At 63.8% G+C, this 25,442-nt stretch carries 21 protein-coding genes; 3 read left to right on the plus strand and 18 right to left on the minus strand.

Going from position 1 to position 25,442, the window contains the following annotated elements; genetic code table 11:
- Positions 1-41: 41 nt before the first annotated feature.
- From IRI77_RS19875 to IRI77_RS19915, 9 genes are all read right to left on the minus strand, one after another.
- Positions 42-1,439, minus strand: a complete 1,398-nt coding sequence (locus tag IRI77_RS19875; protein WP_194446768.1) for a lipopolysaccharide biosynthesis protein — start codon at positions 1,437-1,439, stop codon at positions 42-44.
- A gap of 15 nt (positions 1,440-1,454) precedes the next feature.
- Positions 1,455-2,267, minus strand: a complete 813-nt coding sequence (locus IRI77_RS19880) for a glycosyltransferase family 2 protein (protein ID WP_194446769.1) — start codon at positions 2,265-2,267, stop codon at positions 1,455-1,457.
- A gap of 48 nt (positions 2,268-2,315) precedes the next feature.
- On the minus strand, positions 2,316-3,695 hold the full coding sequence (locus IRI77_RS19885; RefSeq protein WP_194446770.1) for a protoporphyrinogen/coproporphyrinogen oxidase: 1,380 nt from the start codon (positions 3,693-3,695) through the stop codon (positions 2,316-2,318).
- A gap of 61 nt (positions 3,696-3,756) precedes the next feature.
- Positions 3,757-4,650, minus strand: a complete 894-nt coding sequence (locus IRI77_RS19890; RefSeq protein ID WP_194446771.1) for an NAD-dependent epimerase/dehydratase family protein — start codon at positions 4,648-4,650, stop codon at positions 3,757-3,759.
- A 12-nt stretch (positions 4,651-4,662) separates the two neighbouring features.
- The gene (gene rfbG / locus IRI77_RS19895; protein WP_228486222.1) at positions 4,663-5,826 is read right to left on the minus strand and encodes a CDP-glucose 4,6-dehydratase; all 1,164 of its coding nucleotides are present in this window, start codon (positions 5,824-5,826) and stop codon (positions 4,663-4,665) included.
- Positions 5,827-5,831: 5 nt separating this feature from the next.
- Positions 5,832-6,563, minus strand: a complete 732-nt coding sequence (locus tag IRI77_RS19900; protein ID WP_194446772.1) for a ferredoxin--NADP reductase — start codon at positions 6,561-6,563, stop codon at positions 5,832-5,834.
- 8 nt (positions 6,564-6,571) lie between these two features.
- On the minus strand, positions 6,572-7,894 hold the full coding sequence (rfbH, locus tag IRI77_RS19905; protein WP_228486223.1) for a lipopolysaccharide biosynthesis protein RfbH: 1,323 nt from the start codon (positions 7,892-7,894) through the stop codon (positions 6,572-6,574).
- Positions 7,891-8,661 carry a glucose-1-phosphate cytidylyltransferase gene (rfbF, locus tag IRI77_RS19910; protein WP_194446773.1) on the minus strand — a complete coding sequence of 257 codons (771 nt, stop codon included), beginning with the start codon at positions 8,659-8,661 and terminating at the stop codon, positions 7,891-7,893. The genes rfbH and rfbF overlap by 4 nt, the downstream gene beginning before the upstream one ends.
- 104 nt (positions 8,662-8,765) lie before the next feature.
- Positions 8,766-10,016: an acyltransferase family protein gene (locus tag IRI77_RS19915; protein ID WP_194446774.1), complete on the minus strand. Its 1,251-nt coding sequence runs from the start codon at positions 10,014-10,016 to the stop codon at positions 8,766-8,768.
- A gap of 200 nt (positions 10,017-10,216) precedes the next feature.
- Here IRI77_RS19915 and IRI77_RS19920 point away from each other — a divergent pair, with 200 nt between their 5' ends.
- Positions 10,217-10,939: a hypothetical protein gene (locus tag IRI77_RS19920; protein WP_194446775.1), complete on the plus strand. Its 723-nt coding sequence runs from the start codon at positions 10,217-10,219 to the stop codon at positions 10,937-10,939.
- Positions 10,940-10,954: 15 nt separating this feature from the next.
- The gene (locus tag IRI77_RS19925) at positions 10,955-11,845 is read left to right on the plus strand and encodes a terminase large subunit domain-containing protein (protein WP_194446776.1); all 891 of its coding nucleotides are present in this window, start codon (positions 10,955-10,957) and stop codon (positions 11,843-11,845) included.
- A 251-nt stretch (positions 11,846-12,096) separates the two neighbouring features.
- On the opposite strand, the gene IRI77_RS19930 is transcribed toward IRI77_RS19925, so the two are convergent.
- From IRI77_RS19930 to nusG, 4 genes are read right to left on the minus strand one after another with little or no spacing between them, the layout of a single operon-like run.
- A complete protein-coding gene (locus IRI77_RS19930) occupies positions 12,097-14,616 on the minus strand; it encodes a polysaccharide biosynthesis tyrosine autokinase (protein ID WP_194446777.1) in 2,520 nt (839 codons plus the stop codon).
- Between the two features lie 45 nt (positions 14,617-14,661).
- Positions 14,662-15,594, minus strand: a complete 933-nt coding sequence (locus tag IRI77_RS19935; RefSeq protein ID WP_194446778.1) for a polysaccharide biosynthesis/export family protein — start codon at positions 15,592-15,594, stop codon at positions 14,662-14,664.
- Positions 15,594-15,851, minus strand: a complete 258-nt coding sequence (locus tag IRI77_RS19940; protein WP_194446779.1) for a ribbon-helix-helix protein, CopG family — start codon at positions 15,849-15,851, stop codon at positions 15,594-15,596. The genes IRI77_RS19935 and IRI77_RS19940 overlap by 1 nt, the downstream gene beginning before the upstream one ends.
- The gene (gene nusG / locus IRI77_RS19945) at positions 15,852-16,355 is read right to left on the minus strand and encodes a transcription termination/antitermination protein NusG (RefSeq protein WP_228486224.1); all 504 of its coding nucleotides are present in this window, start codon (positions 16,353-16,355) and stop codon (positions 15,852-15,854) included.
- A 398-nt stretch (positions 16,356-16,753) separates the two neighbouring features.
- Here nusG and IRI77_RS19950 point away from each other — a divergent pair, with 398 nt between their 5' ends.
- Positions 16,754-17,725, plus strand: a complete 972-nt coding sequence (locus tag IRI77_RS19950; RefSeq protein ID WP_194446781.1) for a tetratricopeptide repeat protein — start codon at positions 16,754-16,756, stop codon at positions 17,723-17,725.
- Here the strand turns inward: IRI77_RS19950 and IRI77_RS19955 are convergent.
- The 5 genes from IRI77_RS19955 to IRI77_RS19975 are packed head-to-tail and all read right to left on the minus strand — an operon-like array spanning position 17,722 to position 25,432.
- Positions 17,722-19,143 (minus strand): sensor histidine kinase, encoded by a 1,422-nt coding sequence (locus IRI77_RS19955; RefSeq protein WP_194446782.1) that lies wholly within the window; start codon positions 19,141-19,143, stop codon positions 17,722-17,724. The two genes, IRI77_RS19950 and IRI77_RS19955, sit on opposite strands and share 4 nt — an antisense overlap.
- Entirely contained in the window at positions 19,136-19,819 is a 684-nt protein-coding gene (locus IRI77_RS19960) for a response regulator transcription factor (RefSeq protein ID WP_194446783.1), read from the minus strand. The genes IRI77_RS19955 and IRI77_RS19960 overlap by 8 nt, the downstream gene beginning before the upstream one ends.
- Positions 19,820-19,837: 18 nt before the next feature.
- On the minus strand, positions 19,838-22,930 hold the full coding sequence (locus IRI77_RS19965) for an efflux RND transporter permease subunit (RefSeq protein ID WP_194446784.1): 3,093 nt from the start codon (positions 22,928-22,930) through the stop codon (positions 19,838-19,840).
- 7 nt (positions 22,931-22,937) lie between these two features.
- The gene (locus IRI77_RS19970; RefSeq protein ID WP_194446785.1) at positions 22,938-24,200 is read right to left on the minus strand and encodes an efflux RND transporter periplasmic adaptor subunit; all 1,263 of its coding nucleotides are present in this window, start codon (positions 24,198-24,200) and stop codon (positions 22,938-22,940) included.
- Positions 24,197-25,432: a TolC family protein gene (locus IRI77_RS19975; RefSeq protein ID WP_194446786.1), complete on the minus strand. Its 1,236-nt coding sequence runs from the start codon at positions 25,430-25,432 to the stop codon at positions 24,197-24,199. The genes IRI77_RS19970 and IRI77_RS19975 overlap by 4 nt, the downstream gene beginning before the upstream one ends.
- Positions 25,433-25,442: the final 10 nt, after the last annotated feature.

Below are 25,442 nucleotides of genomic sequence, written 5' to 3' on the forward strand. Positions count from 1 at the left end.
ACGCCTCCAGGGTTGGAATCCACGTCATGGAAATCTCGCAATTACGCATTGGTCGGCTTCGCGGAAAGGCGCCGGGTGGCCCGCCCGACCTGATTCTGAACATCCCGCAGAAAACTGCGGCCATCCACCCACTGGCTCAGGTAGTCGGCAAAGCGATGCTGAAACCGCGAACAGGTGATCGCCGCCAGCATCGCGGCCGTGCAGCATTCCCAGGCCACAACGCCCAGTGCGGCGCCTGTCAGGCCGCCGATGCGGCCGCCCAGTCCCACCGCGGCCACCGAGACCAGCGCAGTGCCGATCAGGGGCAGTATCGCGAAGTGGATCTGATTGCCGGCCTGCAGCAGAACCGCGAAGGAGGCGCCCACCACATAGGGCAGCAGCGATGCCAGCAGGATCGCGATCACCGCCGCATCGTAGGGAGCATTCGGCCCCAGCCACCAGCGGAAGATCCGGCCGCCCTCCGCGCTCATGAAGAGAATGCCTGGAATCACGACTAGGAAGCCAATCTGTGTGTTGCGCACCAGGATCCGCTGGATCAGCTGGCTCTTCGCCTGTCCCAGCAGGGCGGGCACTTCCATGGCGATCGCCGTCGACAATTGCCCCAGGATGCTCTTGATCCCGTTCACCACCACGCGCATCGTCTGAAACGCGCCCACCGACGCGGAGCCCAGCACCACGCCCAGCACCAGCAGCACACCCTGGTTCTGCAGGGCGTTCACCAGCGGCATCCCCGCGTGCCCCAGTCCCGGGACGATATACGCCCGCACTCGCTGGAACGACACGCCATGCAGCGACAACGTGAACGCCGGCATCACGCGCCGGCTGTCGCGGCACAACACACAGAACCACAGGAACTGCGTTGCCAACTGGGTGAGCAGGCACTGCAGCGGCATCGCGCCAAACGTCAGGGCAGCGGCGCCCGCCGCCAGGCTGAGCGCCGAGCCGATGCTGACCATCAGGCTCCAGCGCGGATTCTGCCCGGCGCTGCGATAGATACCCGATAGCAGGAAGCCCTGCTGCGCCACGAAGATCTGCATGCACGACCAGCCGATGACGGCCGTTGCCGTCGCGTGCGGCAGCGTCTTGACGCCGAAGATGCGCCAATCCACCAGCCACGCCACGCCCCAGCCGATGCCTACGAAAGTGCAGGCCGCGCAGAGCAGCACCAGCCACGAACTGCGGTAGAGGTACACGGCCTCCTGCTCGTCCCCTTGCGCGGTCAGGAACGCCATCCGGTTCACCACCGCGCCGGCCAGTCCAAAGTCAGGAGCCATCATGATGTACGCCGGAATGGCCGTCACAATCAGCCACTCTCCATACACGGCCATCCCCCACGCGCGGATCATCAGGGGAACCACCACTAACGGACCAATCGAACCCACCACGCGGCCCAGGATGCCGCTGAGAAGATTCCCGGTAATTGCCTTGGCGATCTGCATCTCAGGGTTCGCCGGCTACAGGTAGTTGGGCAGCAGCCGCAGCGTTTCCTTGAACACGCTGCGGTCCTTCGCCGTTCTTCGCAGCATCCGCAGCAGGTAGAGGTACTTCGCGGTTTGGATGCTCAACGACTTATATCGCCCGAACAGCAGGTGCATCTCGCGGTAGTTGCGCAGGCCATCCGTATTCGCCGCCGTGCTCGACTCGGGCCACACCCGGAACGCACAGCCCACGTCCGGCAGCAGCGTGAACCCGAAGCGCATCTGGGCATCCATCGCGAACATGTAATCCCAGATGTAGTTCACGTTCGCGTTATAGGGTCCAACGGTCGCCCACACCCGCCGCGTGAACATCGTGCAGGTGGGCGCAATGGCGTCGACGATGTCATACTTCTGCCGCCAGGTGAGCTCGCGATCGGCGTTGGCGGTATAGCGCCCGCTCCACTGCAGTTCGCTGGTCTCCACAAACGCCTTGTCCCGGATGCGCAGGAACGGATGCCGCTCCAGCGCCGGAATGCAGCCCGCCACCAGACCGGGGTGCATCAGGTCGTCATCACACAGCGGCTTGATGATGTCGCCCGACGCCCACTCCAACGCCTTGTTGAAGTTCATCGGCATCGACACCCGCTCGGCATTCCGCTTAAACTTCAGCCGCGGATCGTCAAATCTGGGCCGCAGCCGCTCTTCCAGCGGTATGGCGCTGGCGTTGTCCACCACCAGCACTTCAATGTCCGTGTGCGTCTGGTCCAGCGAACACCGGATCGACTCCGCCAGTTTTTCCAGCCTGATCTCTGAACTGCACAAAGTGGGAATGCAAATACTGACAAGCATGGTTGGTTCCTGTCCGCTCCGCGGCTCTCTGTTCTCGTCGACTCTTTGCTACTGAAAACGCCCGCTTCGCACCCCGGCGGCCAGCGCCTGCCCCCGCAGCACGCAATCGTCGCTCCAGTAGTACTTCCACTGGCCGAAGCGGCCCGCGAGGATCAGCTTTGCCTTGCCGGCGACCGGCCGCTCCTCAATGCTCCAATCGGAGAGAGGATGCAGGTCGTCCGGCTCCCGCTCCAGCCCATAGCGGGTCATCCACTCGAAGATCGTGTCTAGCGCGCCGCGCTGATTGTGGTCAAACAGCACGTTCGCCCATTCCACCCACTTGGTCGAGACGCGTACCTTCGGCACGGCCTCCTGCAGAATGAGGCCCATCTGCACCAGCTCCTGCAGCACCCGCTGCCGCATCTCCTCGATGCTGCAGTCCATCGCCTTGTACTTGCTGAAATAGACCTCAACCTGAATACCCGTGCAGCCCTCGGGCGCGTTCTGGTCCGACATTCGTTCCGTGAAGTGCACGCGGGTCGTCAGCATGTCGCGGTCATAGACATAGAGCCAGTTTTCGGGCCGCTGGGCCGGGTGGGGCACCTCGAAGCTCAGCAGTAGCAACTGCGTGCAGCACAACTGGCTGGCCGCGGCCGCTACCTCGTCGGGCACCTCGCCGCAGCGCCGCACGAACTCCGGCAGCGGCATCGTCGACACCAGCGTCGTGTACGGGAAAACTTCGCCGGTGTTGCACTCCACCGTCTGCTCGGCCAGGTTCACCCGCTCCACCTTCCGGCCGTACAGGATGTTCGCATCCTGGGCCAGCAGCTTCCCGAACCCTTGGTACCCGCCCGACCGCGGATACCGCACCTTCGTGATGTAGTGCGTCTTCTTCGGCAGCGGACCCACCGCGCCTTCCAGCACATCGGAAACGGCCGGACGAAAGACGCGGGAGCCCACCCAGTCCACCGACAGCACCTCCGGCTCCGCCGTCCAGTACTTCCTGGTGTATTGCGCCGCAAACTCCTCCGCGAAGACTGCGCCGAAGGCATTCGTGAGCCACTCGGCGTAGTTCTCCGGATTCGCGCCATCGGCGTCCGCGCCGCGGCTCTTCAGGAACGCTTCGACGCACGCGCCGCGCAACGGCTCCGGCACCTGGTAGAGGTTCGACTGCGCCGGATGGTCGATCCACGCGCCCTGGTAGTAGTTCCCCACCAGTACCTCGTATTCACAGAAGGCCTGCCCCACGCTCTGCGCGAACAGGTCCCTGACGTACTGGTGTTTCGTGAACGAGACATGGGGGCCTTCATCCCACGTGTAGCCGCCTTCCATCACAGAGGCCACGTGGCCGAAGGCGTGGTCCTTCGCCTCCAGCAGGACGCACTGCTCGCGCCCCGCGTGATAGGAAACCGACAGGCCCGCCAGGCCCGCGCCAAGAATGACAATCATACGTTCCGTCTGCTCCGGCTCAAGCGAATCACTCCCTCGCCACCCCGCGTCCATCCCCGCCTCATTGCGCCGCCGCGCAGACGGCGGCCTGAATGGTCTGGGTTAATCCGTCTTCGAGTCGGACCCTTGGACGCCACCCCAACTGCCGCAGGGCCGCGGTGTTGCTCTCGGAGCACATGAGCTCATCGCCCCGGTAGGGCACCGTGCCGAAGCGGAGCTCCGTTCTCGCCTGGCACAACCGGTGCACCAGTTTCACGACCTCCGCCAGGGCGGGCGCCTCGCCTGTACCCACCTCGAACTCTTCTTCCGCCATCTGCCCCTCCGCGAACCTTTCACCCAGCAGCAGGAAGGCGTCGACAACATCCTCGACATAGACGAAATCGCGTCTCTGCCGCCCTTCCGTCAGGTCGAGTGACGCGGCGCCGCCCAGAAAGGCGCCGATCAGCCACGGGATGAACCGCGTTCCGTCGTCGCCAGGACCGTACAGATGCTCCAACTTCACGTTCACCAGCCGCGTCACACTATCCGCGGTCATGCGCCGGCCATACTCCAGGAACTGCTTCTTCGTCGTGGCGTAGTAGCTGAGCCCGCCCGGCAGCACCGTATCGGCGTTGAAGAACGCGCCCACCTGGAACTCGGCAGCCAACTCCAGCAGTTCCATCGGCAACAGCAGGTTCGTCCGCAGGATCTCGCTGGGCCGCTCACCCCGCCGCCCATACGACGTCGCCGTGTGAATGATGCTGTCCACTCTGTGTGCCTCGAAAATCGTCCTCAATGGAGCCCCATCCGCATCGTGGAGGGTGATTTCGGGGAGGAGTCCCCGGAGCCTCGCCAAATCTGACCCGGCCCGCTTGAGCACAACCACCCGCTGGCCGGCCCTGTTCAATGCCCTGGCCAGGTGGCTGCCCAGGAATCCAGTGCCGCCGGTGACCAGGACAGTCCTCGCGGAGCTCATGATCCCGCCTGCTTATACATGTTCGTGGACGGCCCCTGACAGACTGAGTTGCGGGCTGAACTCGGCCAGGTCCGCCCTGACCAGGGCCCGCGCCGGCAGTCCGAGATGCGCGCTACGATACCACGCCGCCGTCCGGCCGACGGTCTCTTCAAAGCCCCAGCGGGGCGCCCACCCCAGCAGATGGAAGGCCTTGTCCCACACCAGGTTGAGCAACCCCGCCTCATGTGGCGCGCCGGGATTGTGTGAGTCTTCCCACTCGCCCGGCCAGTGCAGCAGCAGGGCGCGCACCAGGTCGGCCACGGGCCGGTTGGAGCTCAGCGCGGGTCCAAAATTGTAAGCCGAGCTGTAGCGCGACAGTCTCTCGGCGTCGCCAGCCGCCAGCGCTTCGAACTGCTTCATCCCCAGCAGCAGGTAGCCGCTCAAGGGCTCCAGCACGTGCTGCCACGGCCTCGTCGCCCGTGGGTTCCGCACCCGAATCACTTCCTCGCGGGAGAGATGCCGGATGCAGTCCGGCACGATCCGGTCCAGTGCCCAGTCTCCGCCGCCGATTACGTTGCCGGCGCGTGCCGAGGCGATGCCCACCCGGCTGGCGCCCCTCGCCCGCGCCGCCTGAAAGAACGACTGCCGGTAGGATGCGATCGCCAGTTCCGCCGCCGCTTTGCTCGAGCTGTAAGGATCGTGTCCGCCCAGCGGATCCTCTTCGCGATAGCCGTGCAGCCACTCCTTGTTCGCATAACACTTGTCCGTGGTGACCATCACCGCCGAACACACCCGGCCCGGGCCGGCGGCGTACTCCCGGTTCAGCCGCTCCAGCGCCTCCAGCACATGGACTGTGCCCATGACGTTCGCCTCGTAGGTCCCCACGGGGTCGGCGTACGAAAGACGCACCAGCGGCTGCGCCGCCAGATGAAAAACATAGTCAGGCTGCACCGCCAGCATCAGGTCCAGGACGCCCCGCCGGTCCCGGATGTCCAGGACATGGTGCTCCAGCCGGCTCTCCAGGCCCAACTGATCGAACAGCGCGGGCTCTGTATTCGGCGGCAGGGCCGCCCCCACGACTTCTGCTCCGAGCTCCAGCAGCCACTCCGACAGCCAGGCGCCTTTGAACCCCGTATGCCCGGTCACCAGCACCTTCCTGCCGCGGTAAGCCTGTGCCCACAAGGGAGTCTGCATCATCGTCTCTACTCCCACGCGTCGATCACCACCTGCGACGGCTCGGCCCGGAACTCCTCGATCAGCGTCCGCTGGAAGCTCTTGATCATCGCCATCGGGCCGCTCAGGAAATACAACATTCCCTGGGCCCCGCCTGTCTCACGCACAATCTGCTCCACATTCAGCCGCCCGGTCCGCACGTCTCCGCCGCCGCCGCGCTCGGCCATCAGCTCCATCCGGAAGCCCGGCAGCTCCGCCGCGCACCGGCGCGCCAGTGCCTGGTAGATCAGCAGCTCCGGCGTCCGCGCCCCGTAGTAAAGCGTTACCTCTTTCAGCGGCAGCACCCGCTCGTGTAGCGCATCGTCCATAAAGGCGCAGAAGGGCGTAATCCCGGTCCCGCCCGCGATCAGCACCGCCCGCTCGCTGCCGTTCCGTCCGTCGATGCTGAACTCGCCATACGGCCCCTTGCCCCACACCGTGCCGCCGGCGTGCACCTCGTCCAGAATCCGGCGCGTATAGCGACCCTGCCGGCTGATGGTCAACTCGAGCGTCCGCCGGTCCGCCACGGCGTTGGCCACCGAGAACACGCGGCTCTCCGGCCAGAAGCCTGACGGGTCGTACTCGTCCAGCGTCAGGTGAATGAACTGGCCGGGCGTGAACCGCGGCAGCCGCTTTTCAGAGATCAGCCGGAAGCTCGCCACATCCGCGTCGTGCTGCTCTACGCGGTCCACGACAGCCTTGAAGTGCACTGGTTGCGCCATGGCTGTGTCTACCCCGCGACCCTCTGCATCACGTCCACCACGTGCGCGATCATCCCGGGCGTCAACCCTGGATACACACCCAGGAAGAAGGTGTTGCTGGTGATGACATCCGTGTTTGTGAGGGAGCCCGCCACCCGGTGCTGGATGGCCTCGTACGCCGGATGGCGCAGCAGGTTGCCGCAGAAGAGGCTGCGCGTCTCGATCCGCTCCCCTTCCAGCGCGGCGACAACCGTGTTCCGTGTCAGGCCGCATTCGGGCCTGACCGTGATCACATAGCCGAACCACGACGGATCGGCGCCCTCTGGGCACGTGTGCAGGATCAGCTTCTCCTCCAGGTTGGCGAGGCCGGCGGCCAGCGAGGCGTGGTTGGCTTTCCGCTGTTCGATGAAGCGCGGCAGCTTGCGCAACTGCGCCGTGCCCACCGCCGCCTGCATGTCGGTGATCTTTAGGTTGTAGCCGATGTGGCTGTAGACATACTTGTGGTCGTAACCGAAGGGCAAGCTGCCAAACTGCTGGCTGAACCGCTTGCCGCACGTGTTGTTCTCGCCACCCGAGCAGTAGCAGTCCCGGCCCCAGTCGCGGAAGCTCCTCGCAATGCGTGCCAGGCCGTCATCGTTCGTGGCCACCGCGCCGCCTTCGCCCATCGTGATGTGATGCGCCGGATAGAAACTGAAAGTCGCGAGATCGCCGAACGTGCCCGTCAATTGCCCGTCATAGCGGCTGCCCAAGGCATCGCAGTTGTCTTCCACCAGCCACAGGCCTCGCCGTTCGCACAACTCCTTCAACTCGCGCAGCTCGAACGGCACACCCATCGTGTGCGCCATCATCACGGCCTTCGTGCGGGGTCCGATCGCCGCCTCAATCTTCTCCAACGCGGGCACATAGGTGCCCAGCTCCACATCCACAAAGACCGGCACGGCCTGGTTCTGGATGATGGGATTTACGGTCGTCGGAAACCCGGCCGCCACCGTGATCACCTCGTCGCCCGGCACAATCCGCCGGTCCTTCAGCGCAGGGCTCGTCAGCGTCGAGAACGCCACCAGGTTCGCGGATGAGCCGGAATTCACCGTGAGCACGTTCTCCACGCCCAGGAACTCGGCCAGGCCGCTCTCAAACGACTCGGTGTAGCGTCCGGCCGTCAGCCAGAAATCCAGCGACGAGTCCACCAGCGTGCGCAGTTCGTCGGCGTCGAATACCCGGCCCGCATAGTGGACCGTCGAATGCCCTGGTGCGAAACCAGCCCGGCCTGATTCGCTCGCCTCGTGGTACTCGCTGACCAGTTCGAGAATCTGCCGGCGGATGCCCGCCTTATCGCGTGTCTGTACGTTCACCAGATTTTCCAAGGTGCCTCACCCTTCTGCCACAGCTCTTCCAGCAGCGTTTTGTCGCGTAGCGTGTCCATCGGTTGCCAGAATCCGTGATGGTCGTAGGCCATCAGTTGGCCCCGCGCCGCCAGTTCCGACAGCGGCTGCGCCTCCCAACTGATTCGGTCGCCTTCAATCAGCTCGATGCACTTCGGCGACAGCACGAAGAAGCCGCCATTGATCACGCCGCCATCGCCCGCCGGCTTCTCCTGGAAGCCGTCCACGCCGTTTCCATTCAGCTTCAGCGCGCCATACCGGCCGGGGGGCCGCACGGCCGTCACCGTGGCCCACTTCCCATGCTGCCGGTGGAATTCAATTTCCGACCGGATGTCGACATCCGCCACGCCGTCACCGTAGGTGAAACAGAACGACTCCTCGTCCTGGACATAGTCACGAACCCGTTTCAGGCGTCCGCCCGTCAAGGTCTCCTCGCCCGTATCCACGAGAGTCACCTTCCACGGCTCCGCCTTTCGCCGGTGGACCTCCATGGTGTTGTGCGCCATGTCGAACGTGACATCGGACATGTGCAGGAAGTAGTTGGCGAAATACTCTTTGATCAGGTAGCCCTTGTAGCCGCAGCAGATGACGAAATCGTTGATGCCGTGGGCCGAATAGATCTTGAGGATGTGCCACAGAATCGGCCGTCCTCCAATCTCCACCATCGGCTTCGGCTTCAGGTGGGTCTCTTCTGAAATCCGGGTGCCCAACCCGCCGGCCAGGATAATGGCTTTCATCGGCCGGCTACCACTTCGCGTTCAATTCTCGACATATGAGTCATCCCAATCCCTCCCGGGCGCCTGCTGCGCTCTCCTCCGGCGGCGGTTCTGCGCCGCGCCATTCAACTCGCAAGCTCGGCCCTGCGCTCCTGAACCCCGCTGCCCTTCACTGGCGCCATCGCCGGGAAGTGCCGTTTCAGGCGCAGGAAATGTTTCTCGATCAGATGCCACGACAGCAGCGCGATGCCGTAGGTGACCGCCACGCCCAGCGCCTTCGAGGCGCCCCACAACAGGACCTTGCCCTCCACCGGGAGCGGAACCGCCAACTCCATCAGCAGGCTGTTCTGCAGATTCGAAATTGGAAAATGGAAGACGTACGCCGCATAGGAGTACATCCCCAGCGACATCAGGAACGGCCGCCGGAGCTGGGTGGAAATCCAACTGCTTGATCCGGATTCGACATAGGCATGAAACACCAGGCACGCGTAGAGAATGCCAAAGGCGGTGAACCCGGCTGTGCCCATGAGCGCGGTGTCGTGACTCGGATTCCTCGTGATCGCCAGGACAGCCAGCAGCAGCGCGGCGCCGCCGGCCGCGATCTGCCCCAACCGGCGTTTCACCTTCGCCCGCCAGGCCTCGTTTCGAACCGCCAGCGCGGTCAATCCACCCAAGGCAAGAGGCTCGAGCCGGAAAGGAGTGAACCCGTAGAGAACACCCGGGTGCGAGGCATTGAAGGGCACAAAGGCGATCCGTAATGCGAACGACAGTGTCATGACTCCGAGGCAGACGGCCCACATCCGCTCCCGCTTCACCAGGAAGACGACAGCCGGCCAGACCAGGTAATACTGCTCCTCGATGGCCAGCGACCAGAGATGATTCAGCCCACTGTTATCTTTCCCGAGCGGGCCCAGCCAGTTCGCCGAATACAGCCAGTACCAAAGCTCGGCCGAACTGTCGGAGGTGAGCCACAGCCCCCGGCTGTGCGCCAGCGGCAGCACGAGGTGGAAATAGGCGAAGACGGCGATCAGGTACAGCGGGAAGATCCGCAGCGCCCGTCTGGCATAGAACGACGAGAAGTAGTTGGTAGACCAGCGTGTATCCAGCAGAATCCCCGTGATCAGGAACCCAGAGAGAACAAAGAACAGGTCGACGCCCGACCAGCCCAACGCGAACGGCCCGGTGAGGATCTTTGGAACACCTTCCGGCCGTGCTCCGAAATGCAGCAGCAGCACCATCAGGATGGCGATGCCACGAACCCCGTTCAGCTCCGGAACGATCCGTTCGCTGGCCCGGCCCGGTGCGCGCGGGGCGGCCTCTGCCTCGTTCGAACCCGATTGCCCTGCCGTCGTGGAGTTCAGAATTCTCGCCTGCATCCCGTGCCTGCCCTACTCCGCGCCGCCGTCCCCTGCCCTCGCCGGAAGGCCATTTGCCGGGCTCCGATTTGGCGGTCACCACAACTCAAAGTATTTTTTCTCCCCGCAACTAACTGAAAAACAAGAACCTGCAAAATCCAGAGCCGCTTCCCTGAGCCGATCTTTCAAAACGTGGTCTACCGTTTCGAGCGAGGTGAAACATGTTGAAACTGACGAGATCCGAACAGGCTCGAATCAACGGGGCGCGGTCGCGCGGCCCTGTCACGGCGGAGGGCAAGTCTCGTTCCGCCCACAACTCGTATAAGCACGGCCGCTACGCCAGGCCAGGGGCTGGAGCGGTCCACACGGTTCTGCTCGGCAACGAGGACGCAGGCGGGTTCAACGATCTCCTCGCCCGCCGCATGCAGGACCTGCTGCCGACCAGTTCCTTTGAGATCACTCTGGTCCGCGAACTCTGTGCCATCGAGTGGAAACTCGACCGCATGCAGGCGGTCGAAACCCGTGCGCTCAATCTGCAGATCACGGTCGAATCCGACGCCATCCGCAATGCCGCCGGCTCGCTCCGCGGAGTTGCTCCCATCGACACCATCTGCGCGGCCTATGCCGGGCTTCTTGGCTCTTCGCCCCTGCTCACGCACGCGGCCCGCGAGTTCACCCGCCTGCAGAAGGCGCGCCGCGATGCCCTGAATGCGTTCGTCTCGCTCAGGAAGCATCCGAAAATCTTCAAACAATCCCAGGAACCGTCTGTTTTTCAAGAACTTGACTTCTGGAACGAACCCGCCAATCAACAGCTCGAACCCACTGCGCAGCAGCCGGCTGCGGCGCCGGGCCCTCTCGAACCCGCGGCTGGAACCATGGCGGACACCCCGCCCGCGCGGAGCAGTGCTGAACCGGGGCGGATCGAAGGGAGCCCGGCCGCCTGACGCGGCCGCCTTGGCATGCCCTCCTGGATACACCTGACGCAAAACGTGGAGACGGCCGGACAGGCCCGGGATGCTGTCCTCAGGCGCTTCCACACCAGGCCGAAGCATGGCCGGAGTGTGTCTGCCGCCAACCCCGGCAGCCTCATCGTGCCGCCCGCCAGCCTGACGCAATGGGCTACGGAATCGCTCGGCTTCCAACCCTTCCCGGCGCAGGCCGAGATCCTGGACTGCCGCGATTCGCACGTCATGCTCTGCTGCTCGCGCCAGTTCGGGAAGACCACGCTCACCGCGCTGAAGGTCGCGCACCACGCGCTCACCACACCCGGGACCAGCGTGGTCATTGGGTCGCCCAGCGAGCGGCAGTCCGTCCTGCTTGTGCGCAAGGCCGTGAACTTCCTCAAGACCGCGCAGGTCGCCACCAGGAGTGTAGGCGGCGGCACATACGGGGTCCGCCTGCCCAACGGCAGTTGCATCTTCGCCTTGCCGATGAAGGAGGTCACCACTCGTGGTTTCGACGCGGTCTCGCTGCTCATCTTCGAGGAAGCCGCCTATGTTCCGGATGTCTTTTACCATATGGCGACGGCCTTTCAGGCCATCGTGCCCAATCGCATTCTTTGGCTTCTGTCCACGCCCGCGGGACAGTCCGGCTTCTTCTACGAGGAATGGGCAGACCAGGCCCGTACCCATTGGCGCCGTTTTCTCGCCCCCGCCTCGCAATCGCCGCTGATTGACGCGGAGTTTCTCGCCAGGGAGCGCGTCCGCAAGGGCGACGCGGTCTTCCGCCGCGAATATGAGTGCGAGTTTGTGGCCGACAGGTTACAGATCATTGGCCGGGAACTCTGGGATAGCGCGCTCGATCCGGACGACACACCGTTCAATGGAGGTAGACCGCTGTGGCCCGACTGAAGTGCGTCCGGCAGTCCGGGCCGGAATCCTGTTGCGCCATCCAGGCTGCACTTGGCCTGGCATGCGACCAGCCGCTGGTGCCGGCCGGTCTCGTTCAGCGCGCGCCGTCATGGTGCGAGAGGCACGGTCCATCGGGGACCGCCTCCTGCGCGCCTCGGCTACCTGGCCCTTGCGCCTGTTGCAGGCTGCCTCGCCGGAAACGTGCGGCGATGCCCTTACCGGGTCAGATCGGCAGCGCGCTATTGGCCTCTCTACGCGCTCTCGCCCTCGGTCGTCGGCCCGTAGTAACGCTTGTAGTACTTGCCGTAGTGGCCGTCGTAGTAGCCGTAGTAGCCGCCCGGGGACTGCTTCGGATTCCAGTCGTTCAGCACCGTGCCCACGACATGGATACCGTCATCCCGCAGCCGGCCGCGCGCCGCAATCGCAGCGTCACGCGTCGTCTGGTTCGCGCGCACCACCAGCACAACGCCGCTGGTCAGCCGCCCGATCACACGTGCATCCGGGATCTGCAGCATCGGAGGCGTGTCAATGAAGATCATGTCGAACTCGTCCTGCAGGTGCTCCAACAGCTCCGGCAGTTGCTGGGAGTACAGCAGGTTCGTCGCGCCGGCCACCCCAGGTCCGCTTGGCAGGACGTACAGCCCGTCCACCTTCGTCTCCACGACCATCCCGCTCAGCAGGGTCGCGAGTTCGCTGCTCAACAGCGCCGGCTTGTGGCCGCCGGCTCCATTCAGGGACTGCTCATCGCCCGGCAACTCCGTGGCAACTTCCCTGTGCACTTCACCAGTGAAGGCGCTCGCCGCGACGCCATTGGTCCTGCCGTTGCCCCGCGAATCGCCATTCCGGTAGGGACGGCCATAACGCGACGCGGTGCCGTTATGGTTGTTGCCCCGCAGGATCGTGGTCAGGCCTCGCTCGTTCACCAGCCCGAAGATGGAATGGATACGCGGCTTCCTCGTATCGGCGTCGATCAGCAGCACCCGCTGCCCCGTCTCCGCCAGCGCGATCGCCAGGTTGGTCACCACCGTTGTCTTGCCTTCACCCGGCGAGGGGCTTGTCACCACCAGCAGTTTCGGTCTCCGGCCATCCTGCCCCGTGAAGAGAATGCTGGTCAGCGTCGCCCGGAAGCTCTCCGCCAGCAGACTCGGCTTGCGCTGGTAGGTGACCAGTTCCAGTCTCTGAATGTCCTCATCGCCCGTGTCGTCGGAGCTGTCGTCCTTCTTCTTGTCGCTCCGTCCGAAGTACTTCATCCGCTTACCCGTCATCGACGATTCGGCCGGGATCATGCCCAACTCGGGGACGTTCAGGTAGTACGCGATGTCCGCCGGTTCAGTCAGGGTCCGGTTAGCCCGGTCCGTCATGACGACGAAGGCCACGCCCAGAAACAGGCCGGTCACCAAGCCCAGTGCCGCGTTCGTCGCGAAGCTGGGCTTGTAGGGCTTGGTCGGGATCTTGGCCGGATCGACCACGCGCACGTTGCTCGCCTTCAGGGCGCTCGAGATCGCGCTCTCCTTCACCCTCTGCAGCATCGAGTCGTAGAGCTGCCTGTTGGTGTCAGACTCACGCTTCAGGATATTGTAGGTGATCGCCTTGTCGCCCTGGTCCGTCACCAGCCCCGCCTGCTGCCGGTAGTCCGCCTCCAGCAGCTTTTCGCGGCGCAGCGCCTCGTCGTACTCGTTCTTGATGCGCTTCAGGATGTCGGTGCGCTGCCGCTCCAACCGCCTGGTCACAGTGACGATCTGCGCTTCCACCCGCTTCACCTTTGGATTGTCCGAGGTGTACGTCTCCTCAAACTCGGCTTTTTGCCGCCGAAGGTCCGTCAGCCTCGTCTCATACTCCTGCAGGGTCTTGTCGTCCAGTACATCGGGGAGTGTGTCCGATGGAGCAGTCGTCGCCATCTCCCACCGGCTCTGTTTTTGCACCCTGTCGGTCTGGGCTTTGGTCAGGGACTCCTGCACCTGCTTCAGCTTGTCGGTCGTGACGTTGGTCTTGTCGTCGGAGAACAGCAAGCCGTTCCGCCGCGCGTAGACCTGCAGCGCGTCCTCGCTGCGTTCCAGCTTGACCCTCATCTCGTCAATCTGCTTGGACAGGAACTCCCCGGTACGTTGCGACATCTTCCACCGGGCATCCATGTTCTGCTCGATGTACTCCTGGGTCAGCCTATTGGCGAAATCGGTCGCCAGCCTGGGATCCGTCGAATCCACCAGAATCTCGACGATGCGCGTCTGCCCGCTGGCACGAACCTTCATGTCCCGCTGAGCCATCTTGAGAGCCGCGGACTGGGCATCCGCCCCGCTGGGCTCCGGCAGGTTCAGGGCCCGGCGCCAAGCCGAGATCCGGCTCTTTCCGCGCCCCAGGTCAGACACTTCCTTTGCCTTGAACGACGCCACCACCCTGTCGAGCAGGCTCTCGCTTTGCAGGATCTTGATCTGCGTCTGGATGTCCGTCATCAGGTTCGACGTCCCGCCGTCGGCCACCTGCTGGACGTTCTTCATGTTCATGAAGTCCTGGTTCAGTTCCAGAATCTCCAGTGTCGTTTTGGCCTGGTAAACCGGCGTCTGCGGCAATGTCACCAATACCGCCAGCAGCAGCCCCAGCCCGGAGATCAGGATCAGAGTCCCTTTCCTCCGGCGCAGGATGCGCCAGTATTCGATCAGCCCTCCGTGGTCCGGCTCTTCCATCTCCGCCGGATAGCCAGTGTGTTGGAAACCCCGATCCCCCGCCGAATAGCCGGAGGCGTCGATTACCTGTTGTCTTGCGGGAAGGTTCATGCCACCCCGTCCTGTAGTGAATTCGCGATTCTGATCTTCCATCTGTTACCGCCGGTAGATTGCCAGGCCGGTGCCGATGCCGATTGCCGCTTCGGCCGACCGGGCCATCACTTTCTTCGTGCCGCTGACTGGGACAAACAGGATGTCATCCTGCTCCATGGCCACGTCTTTCTGCTTACCCTCCAGGATCTTGCCCAGGTCCAGGGCAATCTCCAGACGCTGATCCACCGTGTCGGTCTTGCGCAGGATCTTGGCGCCGCCCCGCTTGGCGAAGTTGTCGCACCCTTCCGCCATCGAAAGCGCTTCCAGTACGGTGGTCTTCTCCTTTTCACCCAGGACAAAACCTCCGCTCTTCTTCACCGCGCCCATGACATAGACCATCTGCCCCTTGGGTACTGTCACCACATCCTGGGGCTTGACTGGAATGTTCTTCTCCGGCGAGCGGGCTTCCATGATCTCTTTCACCCCTACTTCCGCCACCCAGTATTGGCCCGTCTCGTCGAGCTTCGCGCCCGGCAGCGGGATGGGACCCCACTCCTTCCTGCGCGCGATCCTCACCGAGTAACCAGCCTCTGGCTGAAGTCCGCCGGCCAGGCTCAGCACTTCCAGCAGGCTCTTCTGTCCCTGCAACTGGTGGACACCGGGGTTGCGTACGGAACCCAGCACACTCACCGGCTGGCTCCGCATCTCATGCAGGGTTACCGACACGTCGGGCTGCTTGATGTAGGCTTTCAGCCGGCCGGAGATCGCCTCTTCCAGTTGCTCCACCGTCATGCCCTTGGCTTGAATCCGGCCCACCATCGGCAGGTTGACATTGCCGCGCATGTCGATCTGGAAGGCGTCCTTCGACATCTCTTCCATATCCAGCACGCGCACCAGAATCTGGTCGCCCGGGCCCAGCACGTAAGTGGAGCGCTCATCGATCTCCTGCTGGCCCCACAGCATGGCGGACAACAGCAGCAGCAGAATGACTCTCATCACGTGCCTTCCACCATCTGCGCCAGCCGGTCCAGGCGCGCCTGCAGACTCGTCAGTTTCTGGTCCAGTTGCTCGATTCGCGATTCCATCGGCGCATGTCCGTTGTGCGGCATGTCTACCAACCGGTGCATCGCCTCACGGGCCAAGTCGCTGATACTGCGCGCCCCCGTGGCCTCACACACTTCACGCAGCCGCCGGAATTCGTCGTCCGACAGCCGGATGCTCACCATCTTGCTTCGCTTGTTGAACAGGGTCATCTACGTCAGGGCCTCAACACTTTCCGGGTCTATTTCAACCTCCACGCTCCTTTGCAGCATGTGTACCGACAGCCTCAGCCGGTATTGGTTTTTGATCTCAATCAGCCGTCCCTCCACGCCTTTCATCGGCCCGCTCCGAATCCGGACCAGGGCGCCTTCCTTCAGGTATGGACAGGGCGACGCCGGCAGCTTGCTCTTCACCAATTGCCTCACCGCTTCAATCTCAGCCTCAGGAATTGGAGCGGGCGCGCCGTCGAAAGACACTACATGAACCACTCCAGGCGCACTAAGAACGGGCACCATTTGAGTGTCATCAAAACGACAAAAGACGTAGCCGTCGAACAAAGGCACATCGACCACCTTCACCCGGTCGCTCCAGCGCCGCCGCACCTGGTAGAGAGGCAGGAATTCCTCCAGGCCGGTTGCGCTCAGGTATCTGGACACGACTTGCTCCTGTCTGGATCTGGTGCGAATGGCGAACCAGGAAATAGGAAGAATTGGCATGCGGATTATAGGGCAGGCTTCGCCCCCTTCAGTCCCAATCTCAAATTGAGACAGGCGCGAAGCGCAAAGGGGAACTCAACGGGGGTTCGGTATATCGCCGCTCTGTTCATTGAGAGGTGATATCCACCGAAAGCTACAAGACGATGCTTGTTCTCTGATGCAAGAAACTTAATAATGGACTAGTGTCAGGCGACTGTCAATCAAAAAATCGCCGTCAATTCGGTCAATCATCCATGAATTCCACCTCTCCTTCGCGGCCATTTTCAGTTCGCCTTATAGTCCCTTCGATGCTCGTCATTACAGCGTCTGTAACGCTTCTGCAGGACCTCGGTAAACTGCCCCCTATTGCAGTACTATGCGGAATTGGATTTTGCCGTGAGGACCAATCACATTCCGGGTTGTCATACACCGCCCTGGATCCCGCAAACCCCTACAAATGGGCAGCCTACGCCGAATCGCTGGACAGTTCAGGCGACACTGGCGGCGCCTCAAAGGCCTTCGATCGGGCACTTGCGCTGGGGCCGGCCATTGCCCCCGTTCACATGCGCGCCTTCAACTTCCATCTCATTCATGAACACTCGGGGCAGGTCCTGGCTCTCGGCCATCGCATACTGGAGCTGACAACGGCCTACAACGACCTGATATTTGCCGATTTTATCGGCACTCCAACATTGGATATCCTGCGAATAGGAATCCCACCCCAGTCCGTACCCGCCTACCTTGCCTGGGCCCAGGGCGCGCGTCCGACTCGAGAACTGCTGGAGATCTGGCGATGGATGAGGGAGCGCGGCCTTACCGGCGCCAGCAGCGCCAGCAGCCTCACCACCACGCTGTGCAGGCGCGGAGAGTATGCGGCCGCGGCCCGCCTCTGGGCGGACTGGCTGCCCGCGCAGCGGCGGGCCGGGTACCTGGAAGGGAACTTCCTCAGCAACCCGCGTTTCGCAGAGCCATTCAAGACACCGCTGGACTGGTCGCTGGACTCCGCGGGCGGCCTGGAGAGCCTTCAAAAAGAGGGCCTCATCGTAGCCTTCCCCGGAACAGACAACCTGGCATACAGAAATGTCAGACAGCTGTCTTATGTAATTCCCGGGCGCTATATCTTCTCCGCCGTCATCGAAGGTGTCGGAATTACGACAAATGAAGGCCCATTCTTCCACGTGTTCGATGCGGACCATCCCGACCGGTTCGGAGTGGCCACGGAGCAGGTTCGCGGCACCTCGGCGCGGCGGACTGTCGAAGTCCGCTTCGTGATCCCTCCGGAGACCAGGGCCGTTGTCACGCAGTTGGAGCGCAACGTCTCCGACCGGCTCGACAACAAGATCGCGGGCACGCTCAAGGTGTATGAGGTATCGCTGCGGAAGGACAACTAGGAGAACGACGCGGGCAATGTCGCGCAGAATACAGTTCCGGCCGGACTTGTAGCGTCCAGGCGCAGTTCGCCGTGGTGCATTCCGGCGATCCAGCGGGCGATGGACAATCCCAGGCCCGCGCCGCCGGAAGTTCCGGACGAGCGGCTTCTGGCGGTATCGGCGCGATAGAAGCGGTCGAAGATGAGTGGCTGGGCTTCGGCTGGGATACCCGGCCCCGTATCCTCGACGAAGATATCGTAAAGGTCCTCGCGGCGCTTCAGCCGGATCGTGACGCGGCCACCGGGCAAGGAGTACTTCACGGCGTTGTCCAAGAGGATCATCACCATCTGGCGCAGCAGCGATTCATCGGCGTGGCAGAGGGACTCCGCCATATGGTCTAGCTCCACCCTCACAGAGAGTTTCTCGCCCAGCACGCGGGCGGCGGTGGCGGTGTCCGCCAGGAGTTCGTCCAGGTAGAACTTACTCAGCCGCAGGGGGACGGCGCCAGAGTCGGCCCGGGCCAGCAGGAACATATCCTCCACCACGCGTTTCAGGCGGCGCAACTGTCCATCGATGATCTGGAGGGCCTCCCGATACTCGGCCTCGGTGCGGTTCGGCTTCTCGAGAGTCACCTCCGTGGCGGTGTGGGCTACGGAGACGGGGGTCCGGAGTTCGTGCGAGGCATCGGCCATGAAGCGGCGCTGCTGGTCGAAGGCGTGCCCCAGGCGCTCCAGGAGGCGGTTGAAGGTCTGGGCGAGGAGCCCCAATTCGTCGCCGGGGTTCAGAATGGGGACGCGCCGGTCCAGGTTGCGCGAGGTGATGGACTCCACCGTCTGCGAGATCAGGACGACGGGGGCCAGGCTCTTGCGCGCGAGCCAGTAGCCGCCCAGCGCCGACAGGAAGACCGCAATGGGTACGCCCAGAAGGAACGACTGCCGGAGTGTGGTGACTTCGCGCTCAGTATCCAGCTCCGATTCGCCGGAAACAAACAGGTACGCGCCGTGATTCGGTAATGACAGCCGCAGCGCGGAGTAGCGCCAGCCATGGCCGGACCAGCGGGCCGGATTCGATTGGAGGGTAAGCCGGGCGGACTGCTGAACGGCATCGGTGGCAACGGTGCGGGCCTCCGAATCGGGCTTCAATCCGACGATGCGATCGCCCTGCACGATCGTCACGGCTTGGGCCGGGAAGGTGAGCTGGTGGATGCTGACCAGCACCGACCGGAAGGAGACTTCGCCGGGCTCCTTGCCCTCGTGTTCCTCGATCTCATGCTTCAGTGAGGCAGCCAACACTCGGCCGGCCAACTCCAGACGTGAGTCCAGCCGCTGGTAGCGGCTTTCCACCAGCTGCGAAAAAACGGCGAAACCGGAGACGGCCAGAATGAGGCTGAAGACGGCGACGTACCAGAGGGTCAGGCGGGCGCGGATGGACTTAATCATCCTCGTCACGCCCCCCAATGCGGTAGCCCTCACCGCGGCGGGTGTGGATGAGCCTGGACTCTCCGGATGTGTCGACCTTGCGCCGCAGGCGTTGAATATAGACCTCGATCAGGTTGGAGAAGGGATCGTAGGATTCGTCCCAGACGTGTTCAGAGATCTCGGGCCGGGTGACCACCTCACCCTGCCGTTTACTGAGGTACTCAAGCAGAGCGTATTCCTTGGCGGTGAAGTCGATACTACGGTCGCCTCGACGGACAGAGTGGTTGCGGGTGTCGAGGGTCAGGTTGGCGACACGGAGCACGGGGTCCTGCAGGGCGGGGCCGCGGCGCAGGAGGGCGCGTATGCGGGCCGACAGTTCCCCGAAATCGAATGGCTTCGTCAGATAGTCATCGGCGCCGCTGTCCAGGCCTTCAATCCGGCTCCAAACCTGGTCCTGCGCGGTCAGCATGAGGACCGGAGCGACGGCACCCATGCGGCGCATCTCGCGGCAGATCTCGAAACCATTCCGGCCGGGCAGCATGATGTCGAGGATGACCAGGTCGTAGGTGTTGACGGACAGCTTCTCGATGGCGGCGTCGCCATCGAAGGCGATGTCCACGGCATAGGTTTGTTCCCGCAGGCCCTTTGCGAGCATGCGGGCCGCGTCCTGTTCATCCTCGACCAAAAGAAGCCGCATTGCCGCCAACTCCCCTCGTCATGATATTTCGACGGGCGCCATGGCAGCCACCGTTGCGTCAGCGGGCCTGGGTGGGGCAAACCAGGGGAAGACCACCGGGAGGACCAGCAGGGTGAGCATCGTCGCGGTGAACAGGCCGCCGATGACGACGGTGGCCAAGGGACGCTGAACTTCGGCGCCGGCGGATTGGGAGAGGGCCATGGGCATGAAGCCGAGGCTGGCGACCATGGCGGTCATCATGACCGGGCGCAGACGGGTGAGGGCGCCTTCCCGGATCGCGCGGTGCAAGGGCAAGCCGGCCTCCAGCATCTGGTTGATGCAGCTCACCATGACGATGCCGTTCAGCACGGCGACACCAAACAGGGCGATGAAGCCGACCATGGCCGAGAGGTTCAGGTTCAGCCCGCGAATCCAGAGCGCGGCGATGCCCCCGACCAGGGCGAAGGGGACCGCGCTGAAGATGAGCAGGGCCTGGCGCACCGATGAGAATGTAGCGAAGAGAAGCCCGAAGATGATGGCGATGGAGAGGGGCAGGACGATCATGAGGCGGCGCACGGCTCGATCCTGGTTCTCGAATTGCCCGCCCCATTCGAGGGTGTAGCCGGATGGCAGCTTGAGGGCGCGGTTGAGATGTTGCTGCGCTTCACTGACGAAGCTGCCCAGATCACGGCCGCGAACGTTGCACTGCACGACGATGCGGCGCCGGGCGCCTTCGCGGTTGATGACCTCGGGACCCTGTTCGACCGCGATGCGGGCGATCTGGTTGAGCCGCACGCGCTCACCGGCCGTGGACTGCAGTTGCAGGTTGCCCAACGCCTGGAGGTCATTGCGATAGGCCTGGGGCAGGCGGACGACAATCGGCACCTGCCGTTCGCCCTCGATCATTTCGGAGACCGTGGTTCCGCCGGTAGTCGAGTCCAGAAGGTCCCGGACATTGCGGACGTCCAAGCCATAGCGGGAGAGCCTGTCGCGGTCGACGGCGACGCGAAGCTCGGGCACGCCGGTGAGGATCTCGGCCTGCGAGTCGGCCGCCCCGGGGATGGCGCTGATGACCTTGAGGGCCCGATCGGCCAACTGCTCGAGTGTAGCCAGGTCGCTTCCAAAGATCTTCACCGCCACATCGGCTTTGATGCCGGAGACCACTTCGTCGAGGCGCATGGCCATGGGCTGCGTGAAGTTGCAGACCAAGCCGGGGATGCGCTCCATCCGTTTGGACATCTGGTCGACCAGCGCCTCTTTGTCGAGCCCCTTGCGCCATTGCTGGTGCGGCTTCAGCAGGACGTAAACGTCGGCTTCGTAGACGCCCATCGCCTCGGTGGCCAGGTCCGGGCGGCCCAATTTGCTCACCACGCCGCTGACCTCTGGAAACTCCATCACGGCCTTCTCGACGTGGCTGCTGATGGAGATGGACTCCGGCAGGCTGACGCCGGGCAGTTTGCGCGTCTGAATCAGGATGGAGCCTTCGTCCAGTTTCGGCATGAACTCGGTGCCGATGTACTTGAGAGAGCCGAGGGCCACAACCATGAGGAGGAGGGAGAACGCGACGATTGCCGTCCGGTGATGCATGGAGTAGTCGAGCACACGCGCATAGTGGTGCAGGATGACCTCGAACCAGCGGGCATGGCTCTCTTTGTCCGAAGCGCGCAGGCCGAACGTACTGGCCACCGGAACGACAGTTAAGGAGAGAACAAGTGCGCCCAGCAGAGCGGAGCAGACGGTGATGGCCATGGGCCGGAACATGCGGCCCTCCAGCCCTTCCAGGGTGAGGATGGGCAAGTAGACAGCGACGATGATCGCCACGCCAAAGACGATGGGGCGGCTCACTTCGATGGCCGCGTCGCGCACGGTGCGGCGCACGGGCTGGCCGCCGGACTCGCCGATGCGGCGCACTGAGTTCTCCACCATGACGACCGCGCCGTCGACGATCATGCCGAAGTCGATGGCGCCGAGGCTCATCAGGTTGGCCGAGACGCCAAAGGCCGCCATCCCGATGAAGCCGAAGAGCATGGCGACGGGGATCACGCAGGCGACCAGAAGGGCTGCGCGGAGGTTGCCGAGAAATACAAGGAGGACCACGATGACGAGGATGCCAGCCTCAAGCAGGTTGCGCTCCACGGTGTGGATGGTGCCGTAGATCACTTCGCTCTGGTCGTAGAAGGGGACGACCTTCACGCCCTCGGGCAGGTGCATCGCGGCAAGCTTCTGCTTGGACTTCTCGATGACATCCAGGCCGTTGGCGCCCTTGAGGGCGATGATCATGCCGGAGACGGTCTCCCCTTTTCCGTCGCGGAGCACCGCGCCCTGCCGGGGCATGGCTCCGGGGACGATATTCGCCACGTCGCTGAGGAGGACGGGGACGCCGGCGCGAGCCAGCAGGACGGTTTTGCCCAATTCGCCGAGGGAGGTGGCCCGCCCCAAGCCGTAGACCGTATATTGCTGGTCGAGGTGCTGGATGAAGCCGCCGCCGAAGTTCTCGTTGTTGTCCTGGACACGGAGGAAGACATCACGGAGTGTCAGGCCATAGCGCTGCAGGGCATCCGGGTTGACCTCGATGACGTACTGCTTTGTGTCGCCGCCCCAACTGTTCACCTCGTTGACTCCTGGAATGGTGCGGAGCTGGAAGCGGAGGCTCCAGTCGTGGAGGGTCTTGCGGTCCATCAGGGAGAGGCCATTGCCATCGACGGTGTACTGGAGCACCTCGCCGAAGGCCGTGGCCACGGGCCCGAGAGTGGGCTCCAAGCCCTGGGGCAGACGGGAGCGGGCCTCCTGCACGCGCTCATTCACCAACTGCCGGGCGAAATAGGTGTTGACCTGATCTTCAAAGATGACGGTGGTCATGGACAGCCCGAGCTTGGAGGTGGAGCGGATCTCGAGTGTTTTGGGGAGTCCCATGAGAGCGGTCTCGATGGGGAAGGTGACGCGGCTTTCGACCTCCAGCGGAGGCATGGCCGGGCACTCGGTGATCACGACGACCTGATTGTTGGTGAGATCAGGGAAGGCGTCGATGGGCAGGCGGAGCATGACCACCAGACCCACGATAATGACCGCGGCCAGGAGCGCGGCGACCAGGAGCCGGTTGTTCAGCGCGGCGTCGATGATGCGATTGAGCATGACGCCGTTATTCCCCCTGCAGCGAGCTCTTGAGGAGTTCGCTCTTCAGGGCAAACGCTCCGCGAGTGACGACGCGTTCCCCCTCGCTGATGCCGCCCGTGACCTCCACCATGCCGTTTGTGGTGGCTCCGATCCTGAGAGTGCGCACCTGGAAGCTGTCGCCGCCTGTCTGCACGAAGGCCACCTTCTGGCCGTTGACGTCTTCGATGGCGGATTCGGGGATGTACAATGCCGCGCGGCTGGCACCCTGCTCCAGATCCACCTGGGCGAACATCTCCGGCTTCAGGTTGCCCTGCGCATTGGGCAGATTGATGCGGACTTTGAGGGTGCGGGTGGCGGGGTCGAGCTCTTCGCCCAACTGGAGGACCGTGCCGGCGAAGGTGCGCTCCGGGAAGGCGCGGACACTGATGCGGGCCTGCATGCCGGGGCGGACGGCCGCCAGGTCGGCTTCGTTCACGCCGGCAATCACCCAGAGGCTGTTGAGGTTTGAGATGGTGAAGGCTTCCTGTCCTACTGAGAGGACGCTACCGCTGCTGACGAGGCGGCGCAGGATGACCCCGGCATTCGGCGCTTTGATGGGGACGGCATCGGGATCTTCCGTGGCGTCTCCAGCGTGTTTGGCCCCGTGGGGATCGATCTCCAGGAACTCGGTCATGTGCTGGGTCTCTTTGTCGAGGTCGGCGCGGGCCTTGACGATGGCGGACTCGGAATTGCGCACGTCGTTGGCAGCCTGATCGGCCTGCTCCTGGGAGATGGCTTCGACTTTCAACAGGCGCTGGGCACGGTCCGCCACGCGGCGCGCCATCTCCTTGTGCGCGATGGCCCGGTCGAGTTCCGCCTGCGCCTGAATGAAAGCGGCGCGGGTCTCGTGGACGGTGTGGCTGTGCATCAGGGCCAGGACCTGGCCCTGTTTGACGTGATCGCCGATGTTGGCCAGCACCTGGGTCACCTTGCCTTCGGCGAGGGCGCCCACATGCCAGGTTTCGTTCTCGTTGACGGTGATCTGTCCATTGGCGCGGATGGTGTCCTTTTCCACGCTGCTGGCGGCGAGCACCATGCCGAGGTTGGCTTCCTTCTGGGCCTGCGGGTTGAGGTGAATCACTCCGGCCGGGGCTTTGCTGCCGGTGGTCTCAGTGGCGGCCGGCAGGGGAGGAGCCTCGCCTTTGCGCGCGAGGAGGATATAAGCCGCCAAGGCGATCACCACGGCGGTGAGGGCTACGGCGAGCATCTGCAGGCGAGTTCTTTGCTCGACGAGCTCGTTTTCGGTCATGGGTTCGCTCCAGCGGCGACTTCGAGGGCTACGGCGCTCTGCTGGAAGTCGGCCAGCGAGCGGGTGTACATCAATTGGGTCTCGATGCGGATCCTTTCGGCGTCGAGCAGGCGGAGGACATCCACACCGCCCTCGCGAAACGCGAACTGGGCGATGCGGGCGGAGTCACGGGCGCGCTGGACCATGCTGGGCAGGTCGCCACTGACGAGTTTGCGTTTGAGCTCATAGTCGCGGAGGGCGGATTGAAGTTCCGCGGCAACCTGTGTTTCCACCGCGCGAGCGGTTTCCCGGGCGGCTCGCAACTCGGCTTCGGCGGTGGCGATGTTGCCCTGGTTGCGGTTTCGGACGGGCAGGTTGATCTGCACGCCGGCGATGACGGAATCGAAGCCGGCGGTGCGTTTGTAGCCGAAGAGGTAGTCCGGATCGGGCTTCGCGTTGGCCAGTTGCAGCTTCACCTGCGCTTCGGCCTGGGCGACGCCGCGGCGGGCGAGCACAACCTCGGGGCGGCGTTCGACCGCAGCGGCAGGCTCGGGAACGGGGACATCGCGTAGCGCCTCCAGTGCGTCACTGAACTCGACCAGCGGGGGCGGACCGACTCCGATCTCGCGATAGAGCTCCAGGCGGCTGCGGTCAGCATCCTGCTGGGCGACGGCGAGAAGCGCATCGACGCGCTGGGACTCGAGTTGGATGCGCAGGAGATCGGCTCCGGCCGCTGCGCCCTCCTTGACCCTGGATTCGGTGTAGCGGACGACCTGGAGGAGGTTCTGGCGTTCCTCATTGAGGAGGGCGACGACGCGCACGGCTCCGGCGGCGGCCCAGTAGGCGGCGGCCACGCGGGCGGCGACGTGACGGCGCAGCAGAGCCTGATCGGCTTCGACGCGCGCGGTATTGGCGGCAGCGTATTCGACGCGTTTGGCGAGTTTGCCGCCGCTCTCGACGGTGTAGCCGGCGTAAGCAAAAGTATCGGTATCCCGCCAGTAGACGAGTCCGGGGCTTTGCCAGAGGCGGGCATTCTCCTGCTGGAGGTACAGGCGGGGGTTGGGTTTCAGTCCGGCCTGCTGCCGCAGGCCCTGGGCCGCGCCGATGCGCTCCTGCCCGGCGGAGAGGTACGCGTTCTTATCGAGCGCCAGGCGGACGGCATCCTGCACGCCCAACCGAACCTGCGCCTCGGCCAACTGGCAGACAACTGCGGCGAGCAGGACGGGCAGGGTGAAGACTGGGGGCCATCGCATGAGGTGACCC

The sequence above is a fragment of the Paludibaculum fermentans genome (genome assembly GCF_015277775.1).
Taxonomy (GTDB): domain Bacteria; phylum Acidobacteriota; class Terriglobia; order Bryobacterales; family Bryobacteraceae; genus Paludibaculum; species Paludibaculum fermentans.

Coding starts and splice junctions, on each gene's coding strand:
- rfbG (WP_228486222.1), bottom strand. CDS start 5,826: ATGATGCAGACTCCCTTGTGGGCACAGGCTTACCGCGGCAGGAAGGTG.
- IRI77_RS19880 (WP_194446769.1), bottom strand. CDS start 2,267: ATGCTTGTCAGTATTTGCATTCCCACTTTGTGCAGTTCAGAGATCAGG.
- IRI77_RS19935 (WP_194446778.1), bottom strand. CDS start 15,594: ATGAGAGTCATTCTGCTGCTGCTGTTGTCCGCCATGCTGTGGGGCCAG.
- IRI77_RS19960 (WP_194446783.1), bottom strand. CDS start 19,819: ATGCGGCTTCTTTTGGTCGAGGATGAACAGGACGCGGCCCGCATGCTC.
- rfbF (WP_194446773.1), bottom strand. CDS start 8,661: ATGAAAGCCATTATCCTGGCCGGCGGGTTGGGCACCCGGATTTCAGAA.
- nusG (WP_228486224.1), bottom strand. CDS start 16,355: ATGCCAATTCTTCCTATTTCCTGGTTCGCCATTCGCACCAGATCCAGA.
- IRI77_RS19940 (WP_194446779.1), bottom strand. CDS start 15,851: ATGACCCTGTTCAACAAGCGAAGCAAGATGGTGAGCATCCGGCTGTCG.
- IRI77_RS19890 (WP_194446771.1), bottom strand. CDS start 4,650: ATGAGCTCCGCGAGGACTGTCCTGGTCACCGGCGGCACTGGATTCCTG.
- IRI77_RS19955 (WP_194446782.1), bottom strand. CDS start 19,143: ATGATTAAGTCCATCCGCGCCCGCCTGACCCTCTGGTACGTCGCCGTC.
- IRI77_RS19970 (WP_194446785.1), bottom strand. CDS start 24,200: ATGACCGAAAACGAGCTCGTCGAGCAAAGAACTCGCCTGCAGATGCTC.
- IRI77_RS19900 (WP_194446772.1), bottom strand. CDS start 6,563: ATGGCGCAACCAGTGCACTTCAAGGCTGTCGTGGACCGCGTAGAGCAG.
- IRI77_RS19920 (WP_194446775.1), top strand. CDS start 10,217: ATGTTGAAACTGACGAGATCCGAACAGGCTCGAATCAACGGGGCGCGG.
- IRI77_RS19885 (WP_194446770.1), bottom strand. CDS start 3,695: ATGATTGTCATTCTTGGCGCGGGCCTGGCGGGCCTGTCGGTTTCCTAT.
- IRI77_RS19965 (WP_194446784.1), bottom strand. CDS start 22,930: ATGCTCAATCGCATCATCGACGCCGCGCTGAACAACCGGCTCCTGGTC.
- IRI77_RS19930 (WP_194446777.1), bottom strand. CDS start 14,616: ATGAACCTTCCCGCAAGACAACAGGTAATCGACGCCTCCGGCTATTCG.
- IRI77_RS19875 (WP_194446768.1), bottom strand. CDS start 1,439: ATGCAGATCGCCAAGGCAATTACCGGGAATCTTCTCAGCGGCATCCTG.
- IRI77_RS19975 (WP_194446786.1), bottom strand. CDS start 25,432: ATGCGATGGCCCCCAGTCTTCACCCTGCCCGTCCTGCTCGCCGCAGTT.
- IRI77_RS19915 (WP_194446774.1), bottom strand. CDS start 10,016: ATGCAGGCGAGAATTCTGAACTCCACGACGGCAGGGCAATCGGGTTCG.
- IRI77_RS19925 (WP_194446776.1), top strand. CDS start 10,955: ATGCCCTCCTGGATACACCTGACGCAAAACGTGGAGACGGCCGGACAG.